Here is a 17,026-nt window from a genome sequence, read left to right as displayed (position 1 = left end):
ACTCATAAGAGAACGACCATGAAGAAATTTGTCATTCCAGCAGTCATCACCGGCCTCCTGGCTTCGTCCGCAGTCTGGGCCGCCGAGTTGCCGGCCAACATAAAGAGCAAGGGCGAAATCGTTGCGGCGATCATGCCCAACTACCCGCCGATGGATTTCAAGGATCCGGCCACCAACACCCTCACCGGTCTCGACTACGACTTGGGCAATGCCCTGACCGAACGTCTCGGGGTGAAGGTCAATTGGCAGGAAACCGGCTTCGAGCAAATGATCAACGCACTGACCACCAAGCGTGTGGACATCGTGCTGTCGGGCATGACCGACACCGCCGAGCGGCAGAAAACCGTGACCTTTGTCGACTACTTCACCAGCGGCCCGCAGTTCTACACCTTGCAGAAAAACACCGGGATCAATGACAGCATCGACTTGTGTGGCAAAACCGTCGGCACCAGCCGCCGGACGACCTTCCCGGCGGAAATCGCCGAGTGGAGCAAGGCCAACTGCGAAGCCGCCGGCAAACCGGCGATAAAAGTGGTGGGTTCCGAAGGCTCGGCCGATGCCCGTGCGCAACTGCGCCAGGGTCGTCTGGACGCGGCGATGCAAGGCAGCGAAACCTTGTCGTACCTCAAGACTCAGGAGGCCAACACCTTCAAGACCCTTGGCACACCGATCTCCGTGCAATTCACGGGACTGGGTGTCAGCAAGAGCAACCCGGAGCTGGCCGAAGCGATCAAAGTTGCTCTGCAAAGCATGATCGCCGACGGCAGCTATCAGGCCATCCTGAAGAAGTGGGATCTGGGCCTGGGCGCTATCGAGACCGTGACTATTAATAACGGCAAGTAGCCTCAATAACGCAAAGTAACGGAGCCGCCACTAATGTCCTCCTCGCCCCAACCGACTTGGCCCGGTACCCACAAAGCCTGTCTGGCCCTGGCGTTTGACCTCGACGGTCCCACCGGCGATGCCATGCTCAATGGCTCGATCTGGCACAAGCCCGAGTATTTCGGCTTCGGTGGTTATGGCCCGTATCGGGCTTTACCGCGGATTCTCGACCTGCTCGACGAGTTCCGGATTCCGACGACCTTCTTCGTACCAGCCTGGGTCGTGGAGAACTGGCCGAAGCAGTGCCAGGCGATTGTCGAGCGAGGCCATGAAGTGGCGTATCACGGCTACAAACACGAGTCCTTCTATGCCCTGACCCTGGAGCAGCAGAAGGACGTCATGAACAAATCCCGCGAGGTGTTCTGGCAGCACCTGAACATCCGCGCTGAAGGTTTTCGTACACCGTCCGGTGACTGGCGGGCGGAAACGCCGGCCATGCTGGTGGAAGCCGGCGTGATCTATTCCAGCAGCATGCGCGGTGATGACCGGCCGTACCTGGTGCAGGTACCCGGCCATGAACAGCCGCTGGTGGAAATCCCCGGACGCTGGGAAATGGACGATTACGCCTCGCTGGCCTACACCCGCGCACCGGACTTTCCGTCCGGCCTGGACCGCACCGCCAGCTACGAGCTGACGCTGGACAACTGGTGCCGCGAATTCGATGGCGCCGCCGATGAAGGGCTGTGCCTGACCACCTTGTTCCACCCGAAAATTACCGGCAAACCGGGTCGCATCCTGCTGCTCGAACGCCTTTTCGAACACATGCGTCAGCGCGATGACGTGTGGTTCGCCACCTGCCGCGAGGTCGCCCACTGGTGGCTCAAGGAGCATCACCATGGCTGAGTCCAGTGTTTGGCCAACAGGTTATCGCTGCGCTGTGGTGCTGACCGTCGACTACAACGACATCCACGGCATTCTGACCCAGGCCCCGGAAGTCGCCGGGCGTGACAAGACGCTGTCGGTCTGGCGCTACGGCACGCAGCGCGGTGTCGATCGCTTGCTCGGGTTGTTCGAGGAGTTGGGCGTACCCAGCAGTTGGTGCATCCCCGGCATTGTTGCCGAAGAAAACCCCGAGCATATGCGCGCGATTCAGGCCGCCGGGCACGAGATTGCCTGTGCCGGTTACCGCCATGAGAACTACGACAGCCTCAGCCTCGCCGAGCAAACAACCGCACTGGCGCGGGGCTGTCAGGTGCTGGCGGATATCACCGGCCAGCGCCCGCAGGGTTTTCGCATCCCGGCCGGCAACTGGGCGCCCGGTTTTGTCGAGGCGCTGCGTGAGCAAGGCATTCGCTGGTCGTCGTCCTGGCGTGGGGATGACCTGCCGTTCGCCCACCCCACGACAGCGCAAGTGATCGAGTTACCGCTGCACTATGAACTCGAAGACGAACCCTACTTCGCCTTCAACCTCAGCCCGGCGGTACCGCCGGCGCAATCGCGGATCGCTTCCTACAGCCATACCCTGGGCAACTTGCAGATGGATTTTGCCGGGTTTCATCGTTTCGGCCTGTGCTACGTGCTGCGCCTGCACCCGGAGATCATCGCCACACCGGGTCGCATCGGTGTGTTGCGCGAGCTGCTAAAGGGCATCCAGCAACACGATGACGTGTGGATCGCCACCGCAGCGGATGTCGCCCAATGGTGGACCGAATCGGCAGCGCCAACGGCCGAGGACCACCCGGCGGCGGTGTATGAGCGGCACTATCGGGAGTACCTGCCATGAGCGAACGAATGCAGCGTCTGGCGCGCTTTTGTGTTGACACCCGCTTCGAAGACCTGCCACCCGAGCTGGTGGAAAAAGCCAAACGGCACATCCTTGACACCGTCGGCGCGACGCTGGCCGGGGCCGGAAGCGAGATCGCCGCAACCGTGCGCCAGACGCTGGGTCTGGAGCCGGGCAACGCGCCGGTCTGGGGCACCCGGCAGCGCACCGGCGCCACTCAGGCCGCGATGTTCAATGGCATCGCCGCCCACGCGCTGGAACTGGATGACACGGGTGGCTGCGACCATTCCGGTGCCGTGGTGTTGCCCGCAGTCATGGCCGCGGTGAGCCTGAGGCCAACACCGTTGGACGGCCGCGAGCTGATCACTGCTGTGGTTATCGGTTATGAAGTCGGCCGGCGGGTCCTCGAAGCCTGCGGTGGGTATTCGGCCCATAACGGCGCGGGCTGGCACTCGACCTCCACCTGCGGAGTGTTCGGCGCGGCGGCGGTCAGCGCCCGCATTCTTGGCCTCGATCAAGCACAAATGCTCTCGGCACTGGGTATCGCCGGCAGCTTCAGCGGTGGGCTCTGGTGCTTTATCCATGACGGCTCGCAAAGCAAAAAACTTCACAGCGGCCGCGCCGCCGAAGGTGGTTTGCTGGCGGCACGTTTTGCCCAACAAGGCATCAGTGGCCCATCGAAGCTGTTCGATGATGTCTGGGGTGGTTTTCTCAAGACCCTGGCCGGTGACGATGCCGTGCCCGAGGCTCTGGACGAGACACTCGGCCAAGTCTGGAAACTTGCCCGTTGCTCGATCAAACCCTATGCCTCATGCCGTGGCACTCACTCGGCCATCGACGCCTTGGGTGTGTTGCTTGAGCAGTTGCAGGTGAGTGCTGATCAGCTGGAAGACATTCAGGTTTCCCTGTGCGGCTTCTTAAAGGACATGTGCGGCGGTCGCGATATCAGCACCTTGGCCGCTGCGCAAATGAGCCTGTCCTATGCCCTCGCCGCACGGCTGGTTTATGGTCATGTGCGGCTGGATGCCTACAACGATGAACAACGTGCCGACCCGCGAATTGTCGGTTGGCTGCAACGCATTCACCTTGATGTGGACCCGCAGCTGTCAGAGGATGGCGAGCCAGTGGTCACTGTCCGCACGATGGATGGGCGTCAGGCCAGCCTCTGTGTCGAGGTACCGCTGGGCGCGCCGGGCAATCCGTTGAGCGACGGGGCACTGGAGGAGAAATTTATCAGTTTGGCGAAGCGGGTGATGCCCAAGGAGCAGGCCGCAGAGTTGCTGGAGCAATTGTGGCGGCTTGAAGAACTGGAGTCTGTTGGGGAGCTGGATCAGTGGCTGGCTCAATAAACGCGTTGTCTGCTCTGGCCTCTTCGCGGGCAAGCCCGCTCCCACAGGTACCACGCAATCCCTGTGGGAGCGGGCTTGCCCGCGAATGACTGCGAAGCAGTCACAAGCTCTTCAACTAAACGCAGGAATAAAACAAGGACTCGTGCACCACCGTGGCCACTTACTCGCTCGTTATCCGCCGTTTGATGATCTGCTCGCTGACCATTGTCGTCAGCCGCGCCATCACCAGCCCTTTGCTCACGCTGTTCCTCAGTAACAAGCTCGGCCTGAACCAGCAGGACGTCGGTCTGTTGCTGGGCATCGCGGTGTTCATCGCCACCCTGCTCGCACTTTATGGTGGCTACATCATCGATCGCCTGGAAAAGCGCCGGTTGCTGATCCTCGCAATGCTGTCCAGCGCTGTCGGTTTCGTCCTGCTGACCTTCGCCCAGAACCTGTACCTGACCACCCTGACCCTGGTGATCACCGAAACCGCGTCCGCGCTGTTTCTGATCGGTTCCAAAGCGATCATCAGCGAAAACCTGCCGATGGGCCAACGGGCCAAGGTGTTCTCACTGCGCTACACCCTGACCAATATTGGTTACGCCACCGGCCCCATGCTTGGGGTGGTGATATCCGGCGTGCAGCCGTTGGCGCCGTTCCTGATCGCTGGTGGCATCGCGTTTTTCAGCACCTTCCTGATGCGCGGGATTCCCGCAGACACCAGCACCACACCCAACAAACCGCAAAGTTTTCTCAATACCCTGGTGACACTGAAAAACGACCGCACACTGATCATGTTCACGTGCGGTTGCCTGCTCAGCACCGTCGTCCATGGGCGGTACACCCTGTACCTGTCGCAGTACCTGTTAGTGACCCAGGACGCCCATAGAGCCCTGGAAACCATGGCAGCGATCCTCGCCTGCAACGCCATCAGCGTGATCCTTTTGCAGTATCAGATCGGCCGTTTCCTGAAACGTGAGCAACTGCGCTACTGGATCGCCGTGGGCAGCAGCCTGTTCATTCTCGGGCTGATCGGCTTCAGCTACGCCGACAGTCTGGTCTCGTGGTGCCTGGCGATGTTTGTCTTCACCCTTGGCGAGATGATCATTTACCCGGCGGAATTTCTCTTCATCGATACCCTCGCCCCCGAGGAATTACGCGGCAGTTATTACGGCGCACAAAACCTCGCGGCCCTGGGCGGCGCCTTGAGCCCGGTGATCTGCGGCTACTTGCTGACCCACTCCGCGCCGAGCACGATGTTCTATGCCTTGAGCACCCTGACGGCCTTGGGCGGCTTGCTGTGTTTCTTGAGCGGACGCAGAGTCTCGATAGCTCAAAAATAATGCACTTAAGCAGCATCATTATGAATTTGTAAGCGATGCCGTTGATCGGCACACTGTGCCGGTTCCTCCCCCAAATGCTGGAACGTTCAAAGGGTTGTCTGGTGATCCAGACAGCCCTTCTTTTTGCCCGCCATCTGTAATTGGATCGTCTTCGTCATGTTTGCTCGCTGGTTACCTGCTGCCATCAATACCCGCCCCACCGAATGGAGCCGCGCCGCCATCGGCATGTCCCTCGGCACTTTGTTCAGTGTCTGGTTCTGCGGGTATGTGTTCGGAATGGATGTCGCGCTGCACCTGATCGGCCCGCTGGGGGCTTCAGCGGTGTTGCTGTTTGCCGTGTCGTCCGGCGCACTGGCTCAGCCATGGTCGATTCTCGGCGGCTACTTTACCGCCGCCGTGATTTCGCTACTGGTGGCCCATGTGCTCGGCCGAACCCTGGGCAGTGCCTGCCTGGCCGCCGGCATGGCGCTGATTCTGATGTGTTGGTTACGTTGCCTGCATCCACCGGCCGGGGCCCTGGCCTTGTTGCTGGTGATGGCAGACCCTGCGACCATCGCCATGGACTGGCTGGAGCTGGGCCCCGTCATGCTTAGCGCTCTTTGCATGCTGCTCAGTGCCTTGGCCTACAACAACCTGACGCGGATTCGCTACCCCAAGCGTCATAACGAGACGGTAGTGGTGATTCCGGCCGATCACCCACCCATAGATCCTGCGGGCATTACCGCCGAAGACCTGCGGCGTGCATTGGAAGATATGCAAGAGTTCTTCGACGTGACCCCAGAGGATCTGGAGCAACTGATCCACGCCAGCGAACTGCACGCCAGACGCCGCAGCATCGGTGAAGTGCTGTCCAGCAGAGTCTGACCTGAGATCAACGGGGCTCAGGGCCTAATGCCAGTCAGTTAAGGATTTGAACGCCGCAATACCTTGTGGGAGCGGGCTTAACTGATCAGCATTAGGCTCAGCCCCCCCGTTGCTGCTTCCCTTAGGCCGCCGCTAGTTGACGCGCCGGTACTGCCAGGCTCACTGCCCGAACCGAATCACCGGCACTCAAGCCGAGGCTAATAGCTGTGTGGGCATCAACAATTAAAGTCCCTGCCGCAACCCGCGCGGGCGCAGCGGTGATCCGGCAATTGGCGAACTGGCGGTTGTGAATCAGATACGGCACCGCCTGCTCACCGGTTGTGCCGATGCTCAGCTGCAGCACCTGGCTGTCACGCACCGCGCGAATGTCACCGGTGGCGCACTCGATCAGCGGTCCGCCGTCAAAGATGTCGATGTAATCCTTGTGGTCGAAACCTTCGGCTTTGAGCATGCCCAGTGCCGGTTCGGTATTGGGGTGAACCCGACCAATCGCCGAGCGTGCCGTTTCCGGCAGCAGGCAGGTCGGCAGCGGGAACTTGGGCATCAACTCAGCAATAAAGGTCTTGTTGCCCAGACCGGTCAGGTAGTCGGCATCGGCAAAATCCATCTTGAAAAAATGCCGCCCCAATCCTTCCCAGAACGGCGAAACGCCCTCTTCATCCGAGTAGCCGCGCATCTCGGCAATCACCTTGTCGCCGAACTGCTCGCGAAACTCGGCCAGAAACAGAAAACGGGCCTTGGACAATAACCGCCCATTCAGTCCGCTGCGGTGATCGGCGTGCAGGAACAATGAGCACAGTTCCGAATGGCCGGTCATGTCGTTGCCCAGAAACAACGTCGGCATGTGCTGGTTGATTCCCAGATTCTTCGACGCCGCGACAAACAATCCGAGGCGGTAGTTGTACCAGGGCTCGCGCATGCCTACGGCACCGGCCAGGGCACAAATACCGACGGCTTGGCCGTTCTCGGCTTCCAGTACAAACAGGTAATCGGCATCCGCTCGTTCCGCCTCGCCAGCGAAGGTTTTTTCCGCCCACTCAAGACGATGGCGTAAACGCACGGCGTCGGCCGGCAAGGTGGTCAAACCGGTGCCGGCGCTGTGGGCCAGAGCCAGTAATGCAGGCAGGTCAGCCATGGTGGCAGGACGGACGATCATCGCGATTGCTCCTGGGTTGTCAGACGTTTAGGCAGCCGTTGAGGTAAAAAAACTTCCGCCAGCATGCAGCGAGCGCTGCCGCCGCCGATGCGTTCGATGGTGTCGATGTTCACCGGCAGCGGTTTGGCGTGACGCTCGATCAGCTTTTGTTGTGCGGCATCCAGCGATTGCCAGGCGGTACGCGACATGACCAACAAGGGATCACCCGCCGCGTTATGGACTTCGAGCATGTTGCCGGCGAACGACTCCAGCTGCTCCCAGCTCAGGGCCAGGACCTGTTTGCCGCTGCCCTCCAGCCGCGACTGCAGCGCAGCGCGCTCGTTCAGATCGCTGATGGACTCCAGACACACCACCGCGAGGCTGGTGCCCACGCTCATCATCACGTTGGTGTGATAGATAGCGACGCCCTGACGGTCCACCGCGTTGAATGCGCAGAGCTCATACCCCAGATGCTCGACCACCTGATTCAGGGCCTGGGCATGGGTGCGGGTGGAGTAACCGGCGTAACAAATTCGCTGCTGACGATCGAGGACCATGCTGCCGGTGCCCTCAAGGAACACTTCCTGCTGCTCGAGGCTGGAGATGTCCAGTACCTGCTCGACCCGGTATTCGTCGTGTAGCCGGTCCAGCACGCCTTTGTCCCGTTCCAGGCGACGGTTATGGCCCTGCATCGGGTACAGCACCAATGTGCCGTCGGGATGGCTGCTCCACCAGTTGTTGGGGAAGATCGAGTCCGGGGTATGCGGCGCTTCGCTGTCGTTGTGCACCATGACGGTGACGCCTTGCTCACGCAGAGCGGCGACATAGCCATCGAACTCTTGAAGGGCCTTGAGCTGCACGTCTTCGGCAACCGCTGCCGGGCGCTGGAAGCGGTTATTGGCAGCCGTGTCCTGATTGAAGGAGAAACGTGTCGGGCGAATCATCAAAACGGTATTGGTGGTTTGCATGGGCACAGAATCAATGAGGGTTGAGAGGTGCTCATTGTCTGATTCGGCACCGGGAAAACCCGGCTGATAATGGGGGTGGGTGTGATGGAAATGGCTGAAAGCGAGGGGGTGAGCAGCCGATTCGGCGGGGGGAAAGAGGTGTGCTGGATTCCAGGTAGGTCGATACGATTTATGGCGTCTGGGTAAACGTCTTCGCGGGCAAGCCCGCTCCCACAGGGTATACGCGACCTATGTGGGAGCGGGCTTGCCCGCGAATATTTTGAAGACCTGCACGACCTTACGGGTTTACTCCATCGACGTCTTGACCATCGCCAGTTCGGGATGGCTGACCAGCTTGTCGATGTGCAGGTCCGGGTCGTCGAACCAGACTTCGGTCAGGACCCGGTAATGTTCCATGTCGCGGCAACGCATACGCAGGCTGTAGTCGAATGCGCCGCTGATCAAGCGGCACTCCAGCACCTGCGGGCAAGCACGGACCTTGGCCTCGAAGGCCTTCTGTGCCGCCCGGCCGCTTTGGTTCGAGAGCGCCACCAGCACCAGCAGTGACAGCCCCGGTGTCAGCTTCTTCTCGTCGAGAATCGCCCCGTAACCGCGGATAACCCCGAGCTGTTCGAGTTTGCGCACCCGTTCCAGGCACGGCCTGGGGGTCAGGTGCACCCGCTCGGAAAGCTTCTGATAGGTGATGCGCCCTTCGTGGCGCAGCACCTCAATAATTGCCTGATCGATACGATCAAGCACGATCGACAGATCGCGGATATCCGCCATGTACGTCTTGCCTCACTTCAAACGGCCCGATAAAAATTGCTGCAAACGTTCGCTCTGTGGCCGGTCAAGAATCTCTGCAGTTCCCTGCTCCTCAACCCGGCCTTGATGCAGAAACAACACCTGGCTGGACACCTGCCGGGCAAAACCCATTTCGTGGGTGACCATCAGCATGGTACGACCTTCTTCAGCCAACGCCTGGATTACCTTGAGCACTTCGCCCACCAGTTCCGGATCGAGCGCCGAGGTCGGCTCGTCGAACAACAGAATCTGCGGCTCCACTGCCAACGCCCGGGCAATCGCCACCCGCTGTTGCTGACCACCGGAAAGAAACGCCGGGTACTGCTCGGCGACTCGCTGCGGCAAACCGACTTTGTCCAGATACGCGCGGGCGCTTGCCTCGGCATCCTTGCGACTGATACCCAGCACACGGCATGGCGCCAGTATGATGTTTTCCAGAACCGTCAGATGACTCCACAGATTGAAATGCTGGAACACCATGGCCAAGCGCGTGCGCAACCGCTGCAACTGCGCCGGGCTGGATACACGCATACCGCCTGCGGCTGGCCGGGTGGCAATCCGTTCACCGTCCAGCTCGATGGAACCTTCATCCGCGCGTTCAAGGAAGTTGATACAGCGCAGCATGGTGCTTTTGCCTGAACCACTGGCGCCGATCATGCTCACCACATCGCCGGCCCGCGCGTTTAACGAGACGCCCTTGAGCACCTCATTGTCACCAAAGCGTTTATACAGATTTTCAACCGTCAGTTTGTACATGGAAAACTCCTGGAGCCGCGCCGCTGTCGGCGTGACTCTGGACAGAAAGAATAGAAGTGAAAAGCCGCGCGCAACGGGCTCAGTGAGCCGGACCGAGAAAGCTCAGCCAGCGCTTCTCTGCCAGACGGAATGCACCCACCAGCCCGAAAGACAGCGCGAGGTACAGCAACCCGGCAATGCTGAACGCCTGAAAAGTCATGAAGGTCGCAGCATTGGCGTCGCGGGCGACCTTGAGGATGTCTGGAATGGTCGCGGTGAAGGCCACGGAAGTCGCATGCAGCATCAGGATCACTTCATTGCTGTAATACGGCAGTGCCCGGCGCAACGCCGATGGCAGGATCAGCCGCAGATACAAACGCCAGCCACTCAAGCCATAGGCATGGGCCGCTTCGATTTCACCGTAGGGAATGCTGCGAATCGCCCCGGCAAAGATTTCTACGGTGTAGGCGCAGGTGTTGAGGGTGAACGCCAGCAAGGTGCAATTCATCGCATCGCGAAAGAACGCTTCCAGCAGCGGTTGTGAACGGACCACCGCAATGCCGTAGATCCCGCTGTAGCAAATCAGCAATTGGATATACAGCGGTGTGCCGCGAAACACATAGGTGAACAGCTGAACCGGCCAGCGCAGCACGCCCCAGCGCGAGGTCCGCATAATCGCCAGCGGCAGTGACAGGAAAAACCCCAGGACAATGCTCACGCAGAGCAACCACAAGGTCATGGCCAACCCGGTGAAGTTGTAGCCATCACTGAAGAGAAAGGGTTTCCAGTATTCCGAAATCAACTCGATCATCGCGTCATCCCCCGCACGCCCTGGTTGTAACGCCGCTCAAGCACCCGCAGCACATAGTTCGAAGCACTGGTGATCAGCAGATACAGCGCCGCTGCCAGCAGTAAGAAATCCAGCATGTTGAAGGTGCTTTTGCCGGCTTCCTGCGCGACCTTGACCAGGTCCGACAAGCCGATGATCGACACCAGCGCCGTGGCTTTGAGCAACACCAACCAGTTGTTGCCAAGGCTCGGCAACGCGAAGCGCATCATTTGCGGGAACACCACGAAGCGAAACCGTTGCCAGCGGTTCAAGCCGAACGCCGCGCCAGCTTCCTGTTGGCCCCGTGGGACGCTGAGAATCGCGCCGCGAAAGGTTTCAGTGAAATAGGCGCCGTAGATAAACCCCAGGGTGATGATGCCCGCCACAAACGGATCAATCTCCACATAAGGCCAGCCCATGGCTTCGGTCAGGCTGCTCAGCCAACCTTGCAGGCTGTAGAAAATCAGCAGCATCAACACCAGATCGGGAACGCCACGGATCAGCGTCGTGTAGAAAGTCGCCGGCAGATTAAAGATGCGCAGCGGCGAGAGCTTGGCCGCAGCACCCAGCAAGCCCAGCAGCATGCTGACCACAAGCGAGAGCGCCGACAGTTTCAGGGTCACCCAGGTGCCGTGCAGCAACAGAGGGCCATAGCCTTGCAGGGCCGACACGTCGAGGCCCAGAATATTCAGGAAGGAATTCACGCCATTCACCTGTCTTGAGTTGCCACAGACCAACGCTGCATCGCACGGGGCGATACAGCGTCAGGCTGTGCAAGGATCAGTTGTTGTAGAGATCGAGATCGCCGAAGTGCTTCTGCTGGATCTGCGCGTAGATGCCCTTTTCATGCAGGGCCTTGATGGCGGTGTTGATCATGCCTTTAAGCTCGTCGTTGTCCTTGCGGATACCAATGGCGATTTCCGACGGTACCAATGGATCGCTGATGCCTTGGCTGTTCTGGAATTGCGCGCCTTGTGGCGAGGTCAGGAAACTCATCTGCGCTTGCAGCTTGTCCTGGATAGACGCATCGAGACGACCGAACACCAGGTCGGCGTAGACCTGATCCTGGCTCTGATAAGCCCGCAGTTTCACACCACCGGGTGCCAGTTTGGCCTTGGCGTAGGTTTCCTGAATGGTGCCCTGCATGTAGCCGATGGTCTTGCCTTTGAGGGACTCGGCGGTGGGTTCCAGGCCGGAGTCCTTGCGGGTAACAATCGCGGTCGGGCCGGCGTACAGACGATCGGTGAAATCTATCTGTTTTTTACGCGCATCGGTCACCGTCATCGACGACTCGATCGCATCGAACTTACCCGCCTTGAGCGCCGGGATCAGACCGTCGAAGTCGTTACTGACCCACACGCACTTGACCTTAAGCTCAGCACAAATCGCATTGCCCAGGTCGACGCCAAAGCCTTGCACACCACCGTCAGCGGTGGTCGATTCGAACGGTGGGTAGCTTGGATTGACGCCAAATCGCAGCTCTTTCCACTCTTTGGCGCTAGCGCCTGCCGAACAGAACAGCAACGCGAGTACAGGTAAGGCCAGCCATTTATTGTTCATCTTCGTAAGTCCCGATTTATTTGGATTTATCGCGGCCAGGTGTACGACCGAGCCACATTTATGGGCAGGAGTGATGAGTCGATGCGGCATCCACCGCAACAGCGTTCTTATTGTTTTAAACGGGTGCGTCGCCACACCCACCCTGAAACCCTTGTCGCAGACGGCTTCAAATGGAACGCCAGAATGCCAACAGAACGTCTGGGGCAGGTGTCGTAAGGGCCCGTGCAGACAACCCGGTTCTGCTGATAAGCGGTATTTCACAGCCGAATCGGTCGTTGTAGGAGCAAGCTTGCTCGCGATGGACGTTAACGATGACGCGTGCTGTCTGAATAAACACACCGCCCTTGAGTCCATCGCGAGCAATCGAGCGTCGACCGGCTGCTCCTACAGGACCTCGACCATCTTGCAAAAATGCACACCAGACCTGCAGTTATCCGGGTTGTACATGGCAAATTTGCACTGTTACGATCCGGCATCGTTCGCGCGCGAACACTTCTATAAAGAACAACAAAAGCAGGGAGTTAGTGATGACTGCTCAGGTTTCACCCCAAGCGACACGGGACGTCGATGCCACGCAAAACGAAGTGCTGGCCGAGGTCCGCAACCATATTGGCCACCTGACCCTCAATCGCCCCACCGGCCTCAACGCCCTCACCCTGGACATGGTCCGCAGCCTGCACCAGCAGCTCGACACCTGGGCCCATGACCCACAGGTGCATGCGGTGGTGTTGCGCGGTGCCGGTGAAAAAGCCTTTTGTGCCGGTGGCGATATCCGCTCGCTGTACGACAGCTTCAAAAACGGACAAACCCTGCACCAAGACTTCTTCGTCGAGGAATACGCCCTCGACCTGGCCATTCACCAATACCCCAAACCGGTGCTGGCACTGATGGACGGTTTTGTCCTCGGCGGCGGCATGGGGCTGGTGCAAGGCGCAGATCTGCGAATCGTCACCGAACGCAGCCGTTTGGCGATGCCGGAAGTGGCCATTGGTTACTTCCCGGATGTCGGCGGCAGTTATTTCCTGCCACGAATCCCGGGCGAACTGGGGATCTACCTCGGCGTCAGCGGCGTGCAAATCCGTGCCGCCGATGCGCTTTACTGCGGATTGGCCGATTGGTATCTGGAAAGCGACCAACTGAGCCTGCTGGACCAGCGCCTCGACAGCCTGGCGTGGCACGAAACGCCACTCAAGGACTTGCAGGGCCTTCTGGCGAACCTCGCCGTGCAGCAACTGCCTGACGCCCCGCTGCACGCCCTGCGCCCGGCCATCGACCACTTCTTTGCCCTGCCCGATGTGCCGAGCATCGTCGAGCACTTGCGCGAAGTAACGGTCGCCGACAGCCACGAATGGGCCAAGACTACCGCCACTCTTCTGGAAAGCCGCTCGCCGCTGGCGATGGGCGTAACCTTGGAGATGCTGCGTCGCGGTCGTCAGCTGAGCCTGGAAGCGTGCTTCGCCCTCGAGCTGCATCTGGACCGTCAGTGGTTCGAACGTGGTGACCTGATCGAAGGCGTGCGCGCCTTGCTGATCGACAAAGACAAGAGCCCGCGCTGGAACCCGCCGACCTTGCAAGCCCTTGATGGCGAGCACGTCGCGAGTTTCTTCAGCGGTTTCGACACAAGTGGGAGCTGAGCCATGCACGACCTTGAATTGAGTGAAGAGCAAGTCATGATCCGCGACATGGCCCGGGACTTTGCCCGCAATGAAATCGCGCCCCACGCTCAGGCATGGGAAAAGGCCGGCTGGATCGATGATGCGCTGGTGTCGAAGATGGGCGAGCTGGGCCTGCTCGGCATGGTGGTCCCCGAGGAATGGGGCGGCACCTATGTCGACTACGTCGCCTACGCCCTGGCGGTGGAAGAAATCTCCGCCGGCGACGGCGCGACCGGCGCCCTGATGAGCATCCACAACTCGGTGGGCTGCGGGCCGGTCCTTAACTACGGCACCGAGGAGCAGAAACAGACCTGGCTGCCTGATCTGGCCAGCGGGCAAGCCATTGGCTGCTTCGCATTGACCGAACCCCAGGCCGGTTCCGAAGCGCATAACCTGCGCACTCGCGCCGAATTGCGCGACGGCCAGTGGGTGATCAACGGCGCCAAGCAATTCGTCAGCAATGGCAAACGGGCCAAGCTGGCCATTGTCTTCGCTGTCACCGATCCGGAACTGGGCAAGAAAGGCCTGTCGGCGTTCCTGGTGCCGACCGACACCCCGGGTTTTATCGTCGACCGCACCGAACACAAGATGGGTATTCGCGCCTCGGACACCTGCGCCGTCACCCTCAACCAATGCACGATTCCTGAAGCGAATCTGCTGGGTGAGCGCGGCAAGGGGCTGGCGATTGCCTTGTCCAACCTTGAAGGCGGCCGTATCGGCATCGCCGCTCAGGCCTTGGGCATTGCCCGTGCGGCGTTCGAAGCGGCACTGGCGTATTCGCGCGATCGGGTGCAGTTCGACAAACCAATCATCGAGCACCAGAGCATCGCCAACCTGCTGGCGGACATGCACACCCGTTTGAACGCTGCACGCTTGCTGATTTTGCATGCAGCGCGTCTACGCAGTGCCGGAAAACCCTGCCTGTCGGAAGCGTCACAGGCCAAGCTGTTTGCTTCGGAGATGGCAGAAAAGGTCTGTTCCTCGGCCATACAAATCCACGGTGGTTACGGCTATCTGGAGGATTACCCGGTAGAACGCTACTACCGCGATGCGCGGATTACGCAGATCTATGAAGGGTCAAGCGAGATACAGCGGATGGTGATTGCGCGGGAGCTGAAGAACTATCAGATCTGAGAGCTGAAAAGCATCGCGAGCAAGCCCGCTCCCACATTAGATCGATGTTGGCCGAAAATCTGGCGGCTGAACTCGATTCAGTGTGGGAGCGGGCTTGCTCGCGATGACGTCGGTGAGGACGCTACATCATTTATTTACCCTTGAACTGCGCCTCACGCTTGCCGATAAACGCGGCCATGCCTTCTTTGCGATCTTCGATGGCAAACGCCGCATGGAACACCCGGCGCTCGAAACGCACGCCTTCGGACAGGCTGACTTCAAAGGCGCGGTTCACGCTTTCCTTGACCATCATCGCAATCGGCAGGGACTTGCCGGCAATCACCGCTGCAACTTTCAGCGCTTCCTCCAGCAACTCATCCACCGGCACGATGCGCGCAACAATCCCGGCGCGTTCGGCTTCCACTGCATCGATCAAGCGCCCGCTCAGGCACATTTCCATGGCCTTGGCCTTGCCCACGGCGCGGGTCAGTCGCTGGGTGCCGCCCATGCCCGGCAGCACACCAAGGTTGATTTCCGGCTGGCCGAATTTGGCGTTGTCACCGGCCAGAATAAAGTCGCACATCAACGCCAGCTCACACCCACCGCCCAAGGCAAAACCGGCTACCGCAGCGATGATCGGTTTGCGGCGATTGGCCACCCGATCGCTGTCGCTGAACAGATCGTCGAGGTAGATCTGCGGATAGGTCAGTTCGGCCATTTCCTTGATGTCGGCACCGGCAGCGAAGGCTTTCTTCGAACCGGTGAGCACGATGCAGCCAATTTCGGGGTTGGCTTCCAGACCATCCAGCGCCTGATTCAGCTCACTGACAATCTGCGCATTCAGCGCATTCAGGGCTTGCGGGCGGTTGAGGGTGATCAGACCGACCCGGCCGTGGATTTCCAACAAAATCGTTTCATAACTCATGAGTGGGCTCCTGCCTTAGCAATAGAAAGTAGAAATCGAGAGCGTCAAAGATTGCGTGAAATAACCATGCGTTGAATATCGCTGGTGCCTTCGTAGATCTGGCAAACGCGCACATCGCGGTAAATGCGCTCCAGCGGGAAGTCGCTCAGGTAGCCATAGCCACCAAGGGTTTGCAACGCCGAGGAACAAACTTTTTCAGCCATTTCCGAGGCGAACAGTTTGGCCATCGACGCCTCGACCAGCGCCGGTTTGCCGCTGTCACGCAGGGCCGCCGCGTAATGCACCATCTGCCGGGCGACGGCGATCTGCGTGGCCATGTCCGCCAGGCGGAAGGCCACGGCCTGATGCTCGATCAGGGCCTTGCCGAAACTCTCGCGCTCGCGGGCGTAATCGCGCGCCGCTTCAAACGCCGCACGGGCCATGCCCACCGATTGCGAGGCAATCCCGACACGCCCGCCTTCGAGGTTAGCCAGGGCGATTCTGTAGCCCTCACCCTCTTCGCCCAAGCGGTTGGCGACCGGCACTTTCACCTCTTCGAACAGAATCTGGCAGGTGTCCGACGCGTGCTGGCCGAGCTTGTCTTCGATCCGCGCAACCTTGTAGCCGGGCGAATCGGTGGGGACGATAAACGCACTGATACCGCGCTTGCCAGCACTCGGATCGGTCACTGCAAACACGATCACCACCCCGGCGTTTTGCCCGGAGGTGATGAACTGTTTGCAGCCGTTGAGCACGTAGTGATCGCCGTTCAGTCGGGCACGGGTTTTCAGGCTGCTGGCGTCGGAACCGGCCTGCGGCTCGGTCAGGGCAAAGGCCCCGAGCATCGCGCCGCTGGCCAGCGGTTTAAGGAACTGCTCTTTCTGTTGATCGTTGCCGAATTTTAGAATCGGCACGCAACCCACCGAGTTGTGCACGCTCATGATGGTCGAGCAGGCGCCGTCACCGGCGGCGATTTCTTCCAGGGCCATGGCGTAGGCCAGGTAACCGGTGTCGCAACCGCCCCACTGCTCCGGCACCAGCATGCCGAAGAAGCCCAGCTCGGCCATCTCGCCGATGGCTTCTTTGGGAAAGCGATGTTCACGGTCCCACTCGGCGGCGAACGGTTTCAGCCGTTCCTGGGCAAACTGCCGGGCCGCGTCGCTGATCTGTAGTTGTTCATCAGTCGGGAGCATAAGGATTC

17 protein-coding genes are annotated in these 17,026 nt (G+C 59.9%); 8 read left to right on the top strand and 9 right to left on the bottom strand.

Annotation, left to right across the window (positions count from 1 at the left end):
• Positions 1 to 18: 18 nt before the first annotated feature.
• From ACN1C3_RS24590 to ACN1C3_RS24565, 6 genes are all read left to right on the top strand, one after another.
• On the top strand, positions 19 to 843 hold the full coding sequence (locus ACN1C3_RS24590; RefSeq protein ID WP_419118341.1) for an ABC transporter substrate-binding protein: 825 nt from the start codon (positions 19 to 21) through the stop codon (positions 841 to 843).
• 33 nt (positions 844 to 876) lie between these two features.
• On the top strand, positions 877 to 1,725 hold the full coding sequence (locus ACN1C3_RS24585) for a polysaccharide deacetylase family protein (RefSeq protein ID WP_419118340.1): 849 nt from the start codon (positions 877 to 879) through the stop codon (positions 1,723 to 1,725).
• Entirely contained in the window at positions 1,718 to 2,605 is an 888-nt protein-coding gene (locus tag ACN1C3_RS24580; protein ID WP_419118339.1) for a polysaccharide deacetylase family protein, read from the top strand. The genes ACN1C3_RS24585 and ACN1C3_RS24580 overlap by 8 nt, the downstream gene beginning before the upstream one ends.
• Complete coding sequence (locus tag ACN1C3_RS24575) at positions 2,602 to 3,954, top strand: MmgE/PrpD family protein (protein WP_419118338.1); 1,353 nt, start codon at positions 2,602 to 2,604, stop codon at positions 3,952 to 3,954. The genes ACN1C3_RS24580 and ACN1C3_RS24575 overlap by 4 nt, the downstream gene beginning before the upstream one ends.
• A 152-nt stretch (positions 3,955 to 4,106) precedes the next feature.
• Positions 4,107 to 5,279 (top strand): MFS transporter, encoded by a 1,173-nt coding sequence (locus ACN1C3_RS24570; RefSeq protein ID WP_419118337.1) that lies wholly within the window; start codon positions 4,107 to 4,109, stop codon positions 5,277 to 5,279.
• 156 nt (positions 5,280 to 5,435) lie between these two features.
• Positions 5,436 to 6,143 carry an HPP family protein gene (locus ACN1C3_RS24565; protein ID WP_419118336.1) on the top strand — a complete coding sequence of 236 codons (708 nt, stop codon included), beginning with the start codon at positions 5,436 to 5,438 and terminating at the stop codon, positions 6,141 to 6,143.
• A gap of 121 nt (positions 6,144 to 6,264) precedes the next feature.
• Here the strand turns inward: ACN1C3_RS24565 and astA are convergent, their stop codons facing one another.
• The 7 genes from astA to ACN1C3_RS24530 all read right to left on the bottom strand — a co-directional run bounded on the left by astA (position 6,265) and on the right by ACN1C3_RS24530 (position 12,153).
• Complete coding sequence (astA, locus tag ACN1C3_RS24560; RefSeq protein ID WP_419118335.1) at positions 6,265 to 7,299, bottom strand: arginine N-succinyltransferase; 1,035 nt, start codon at positions 7,297 to 7,299, stop codon at positions 6,265 to 6,267.
• Positions 7,296 to 8,246: a citrulline utilization hydrolase CtlX gene (ctlX, locus tag ACN1C3_RS24555; RefSeq protein ID WP_419118334.1), complete on the bottom strand. Its 951-nt coding sequence runs from the start codon at positions 8,244 to 8,246 to the stop codon at positions 7,296 to 7,298. The genes astA and ctlX overlap by 4 nt, the downstream gene beginning before the upstream one ends.
• A 285-nt stretch (positions 8,247 to 8,531) precedes the next feature.
• Positions 8,532 to 9,011: an Lrp/AsnC family transcriptional regulator gene (locus tag ACN1C3_RS24550; RefSeq protein ID WP_090322115.1), complete on the bottom strand. Its 480-nt coding sequence runs from the start codon at positions 9,009 to 9,011 to the stop codon at positions 8,532 to 8,534.
• A gap of 12 nt (positions 9,012 to 9,023) precedes the next feature.
• Positions 9,024 to 9,785 carry an ABC transporter ATP-binding protein gene (locus ACN1C3_RS24545; RefSeq protein ID WP_419118333.1) on the bottom strand — a complete coding sequence of 254 codons (762 nt, stop codon included), beginning with the start codon at positions 9,783 to 9,785 and terminating at the stop codon, positions 9,024 to 9,026.
• A gap of 79 nt (positions 9,786 to 9,864) precedes the next feature.
• Positions 9,865 to 10,575 carry an ABC transporter permease gene (locus ACN1C3_RS24540; protein WP_419118331.1) on the bottom strand — a complete coding sequence of 237 codons (711 nt, stop codon included), beginning with the start codon at positions 10,573 to 10,575 and terminating at the stop codon, positions 9,865 to 9,867.
• Positions 10,572 to 11,297 (bottom strand): ABC transporter permease, encoded by a 726-nt coding sequence (locus tag ACN1C3_RS24535; RefSeq protein WP_419118330.1) that lies wholly within the window; start codon positions 11,295 to 11,297, stop codon positions 10,572 to 10,574. The genes ACN1C3_RS24540 and ACN1C3_RS24535 overlap by 4 nt, the downstream gene beginning before the upstream one ends.
• Positions 11,298 to 11,373: 76 nt before the next feature.
• Positions 11,374 to 12,153: a transporter substrate-binding domain-containing protein gene (locus ACN1C3_RS24530; protein WP_419118329.1), complete on the bottom strand. Its 780-nt coding sequence runs from the start codon at positions 12,151 to 12,153 to the stop codon at positions 11,374 to 11,376.
• 527 nt (positions 12,154 to 12,680) lie between these two features.
• Here ACN1C3_RS24530 and ACN1C3_RS24525 point away from each other — a divergent pair.
• Complete coding sequence (locus ACN1C3_RS24525) at positions 12,681 to 13,787, top strand: enoyl-CoA hydratase/isomerase family protein (protein WP_419118328.1); 1,107 nt, start codon at positions 12,681 to 12,683, stop codon at positions 13,785 to 13,787.
• A 3-nt stretch (positions 13,788 to 13,790) separates the two neighbouring features.
• Positions 13,791 to 14,942 (top strand): acyl-CoA dehydrogenase family protein, encoded by a 1,152-nt coding sequence (locus tag ACN1C3_RS24520; protein WP_419118327.1) that lies wholly within the window; start codon positions 13,791 to 13,793, stop codon positions 14,940 to 14,942.
• A 130-nt stretch (positions 14,943 to 15,072) separates the two neighbouring features.
• Here the strand turns inward: ACN1C3_RS24520 and ACN1C3_RS24515 are convergent, their stop codons facing one another.
• Both ACN1C3_RS24515 and ACN1C3_RS24510 read right to left on the bottom strand, forming a co-directional pair.
• On the bottom strand, positions 15,073 to 15,846 hold the full coding sequence (locus ACN1C3_RS24515) for an enoyl-CoA hydratase (RefSeq protein WP_419118326.1): 774 nt from the start codon (positions 15,844 to 15,846) through the stop codon (positions 15,073 to 15,075).
• A gap of 44 nt (positions 15,847 to 15,890) precedes the next feature.
• Positions 15,891 to 17,018 (bottom strand): acyl-CoA dehydrogenase, encoded by a 1,128-nt coding sequence (locus tag ACN1C3_RS24510; RefSeq protein ID WP_419118325.1) that lies wholly within the window; start codon positions 17,016 to 17,018, stop codon positions 15,891 to 15,893.
• Positions 17,019 to 17,026 lie beyond the last annotated feature (8 nt).

This window comes from Pseudomonas sp. H11T01 (assembly GCF_048515765.1).
Taxonomy (GTDB): Bacteria; Pseudomonadota; Gammaproteobacteria; order Pseudomonadales; family Pseudomonadaceae; genus Aquipseudomonas.
This window is presented reverse-complemented; position numbering and strand designations above follow the sequence as displayed.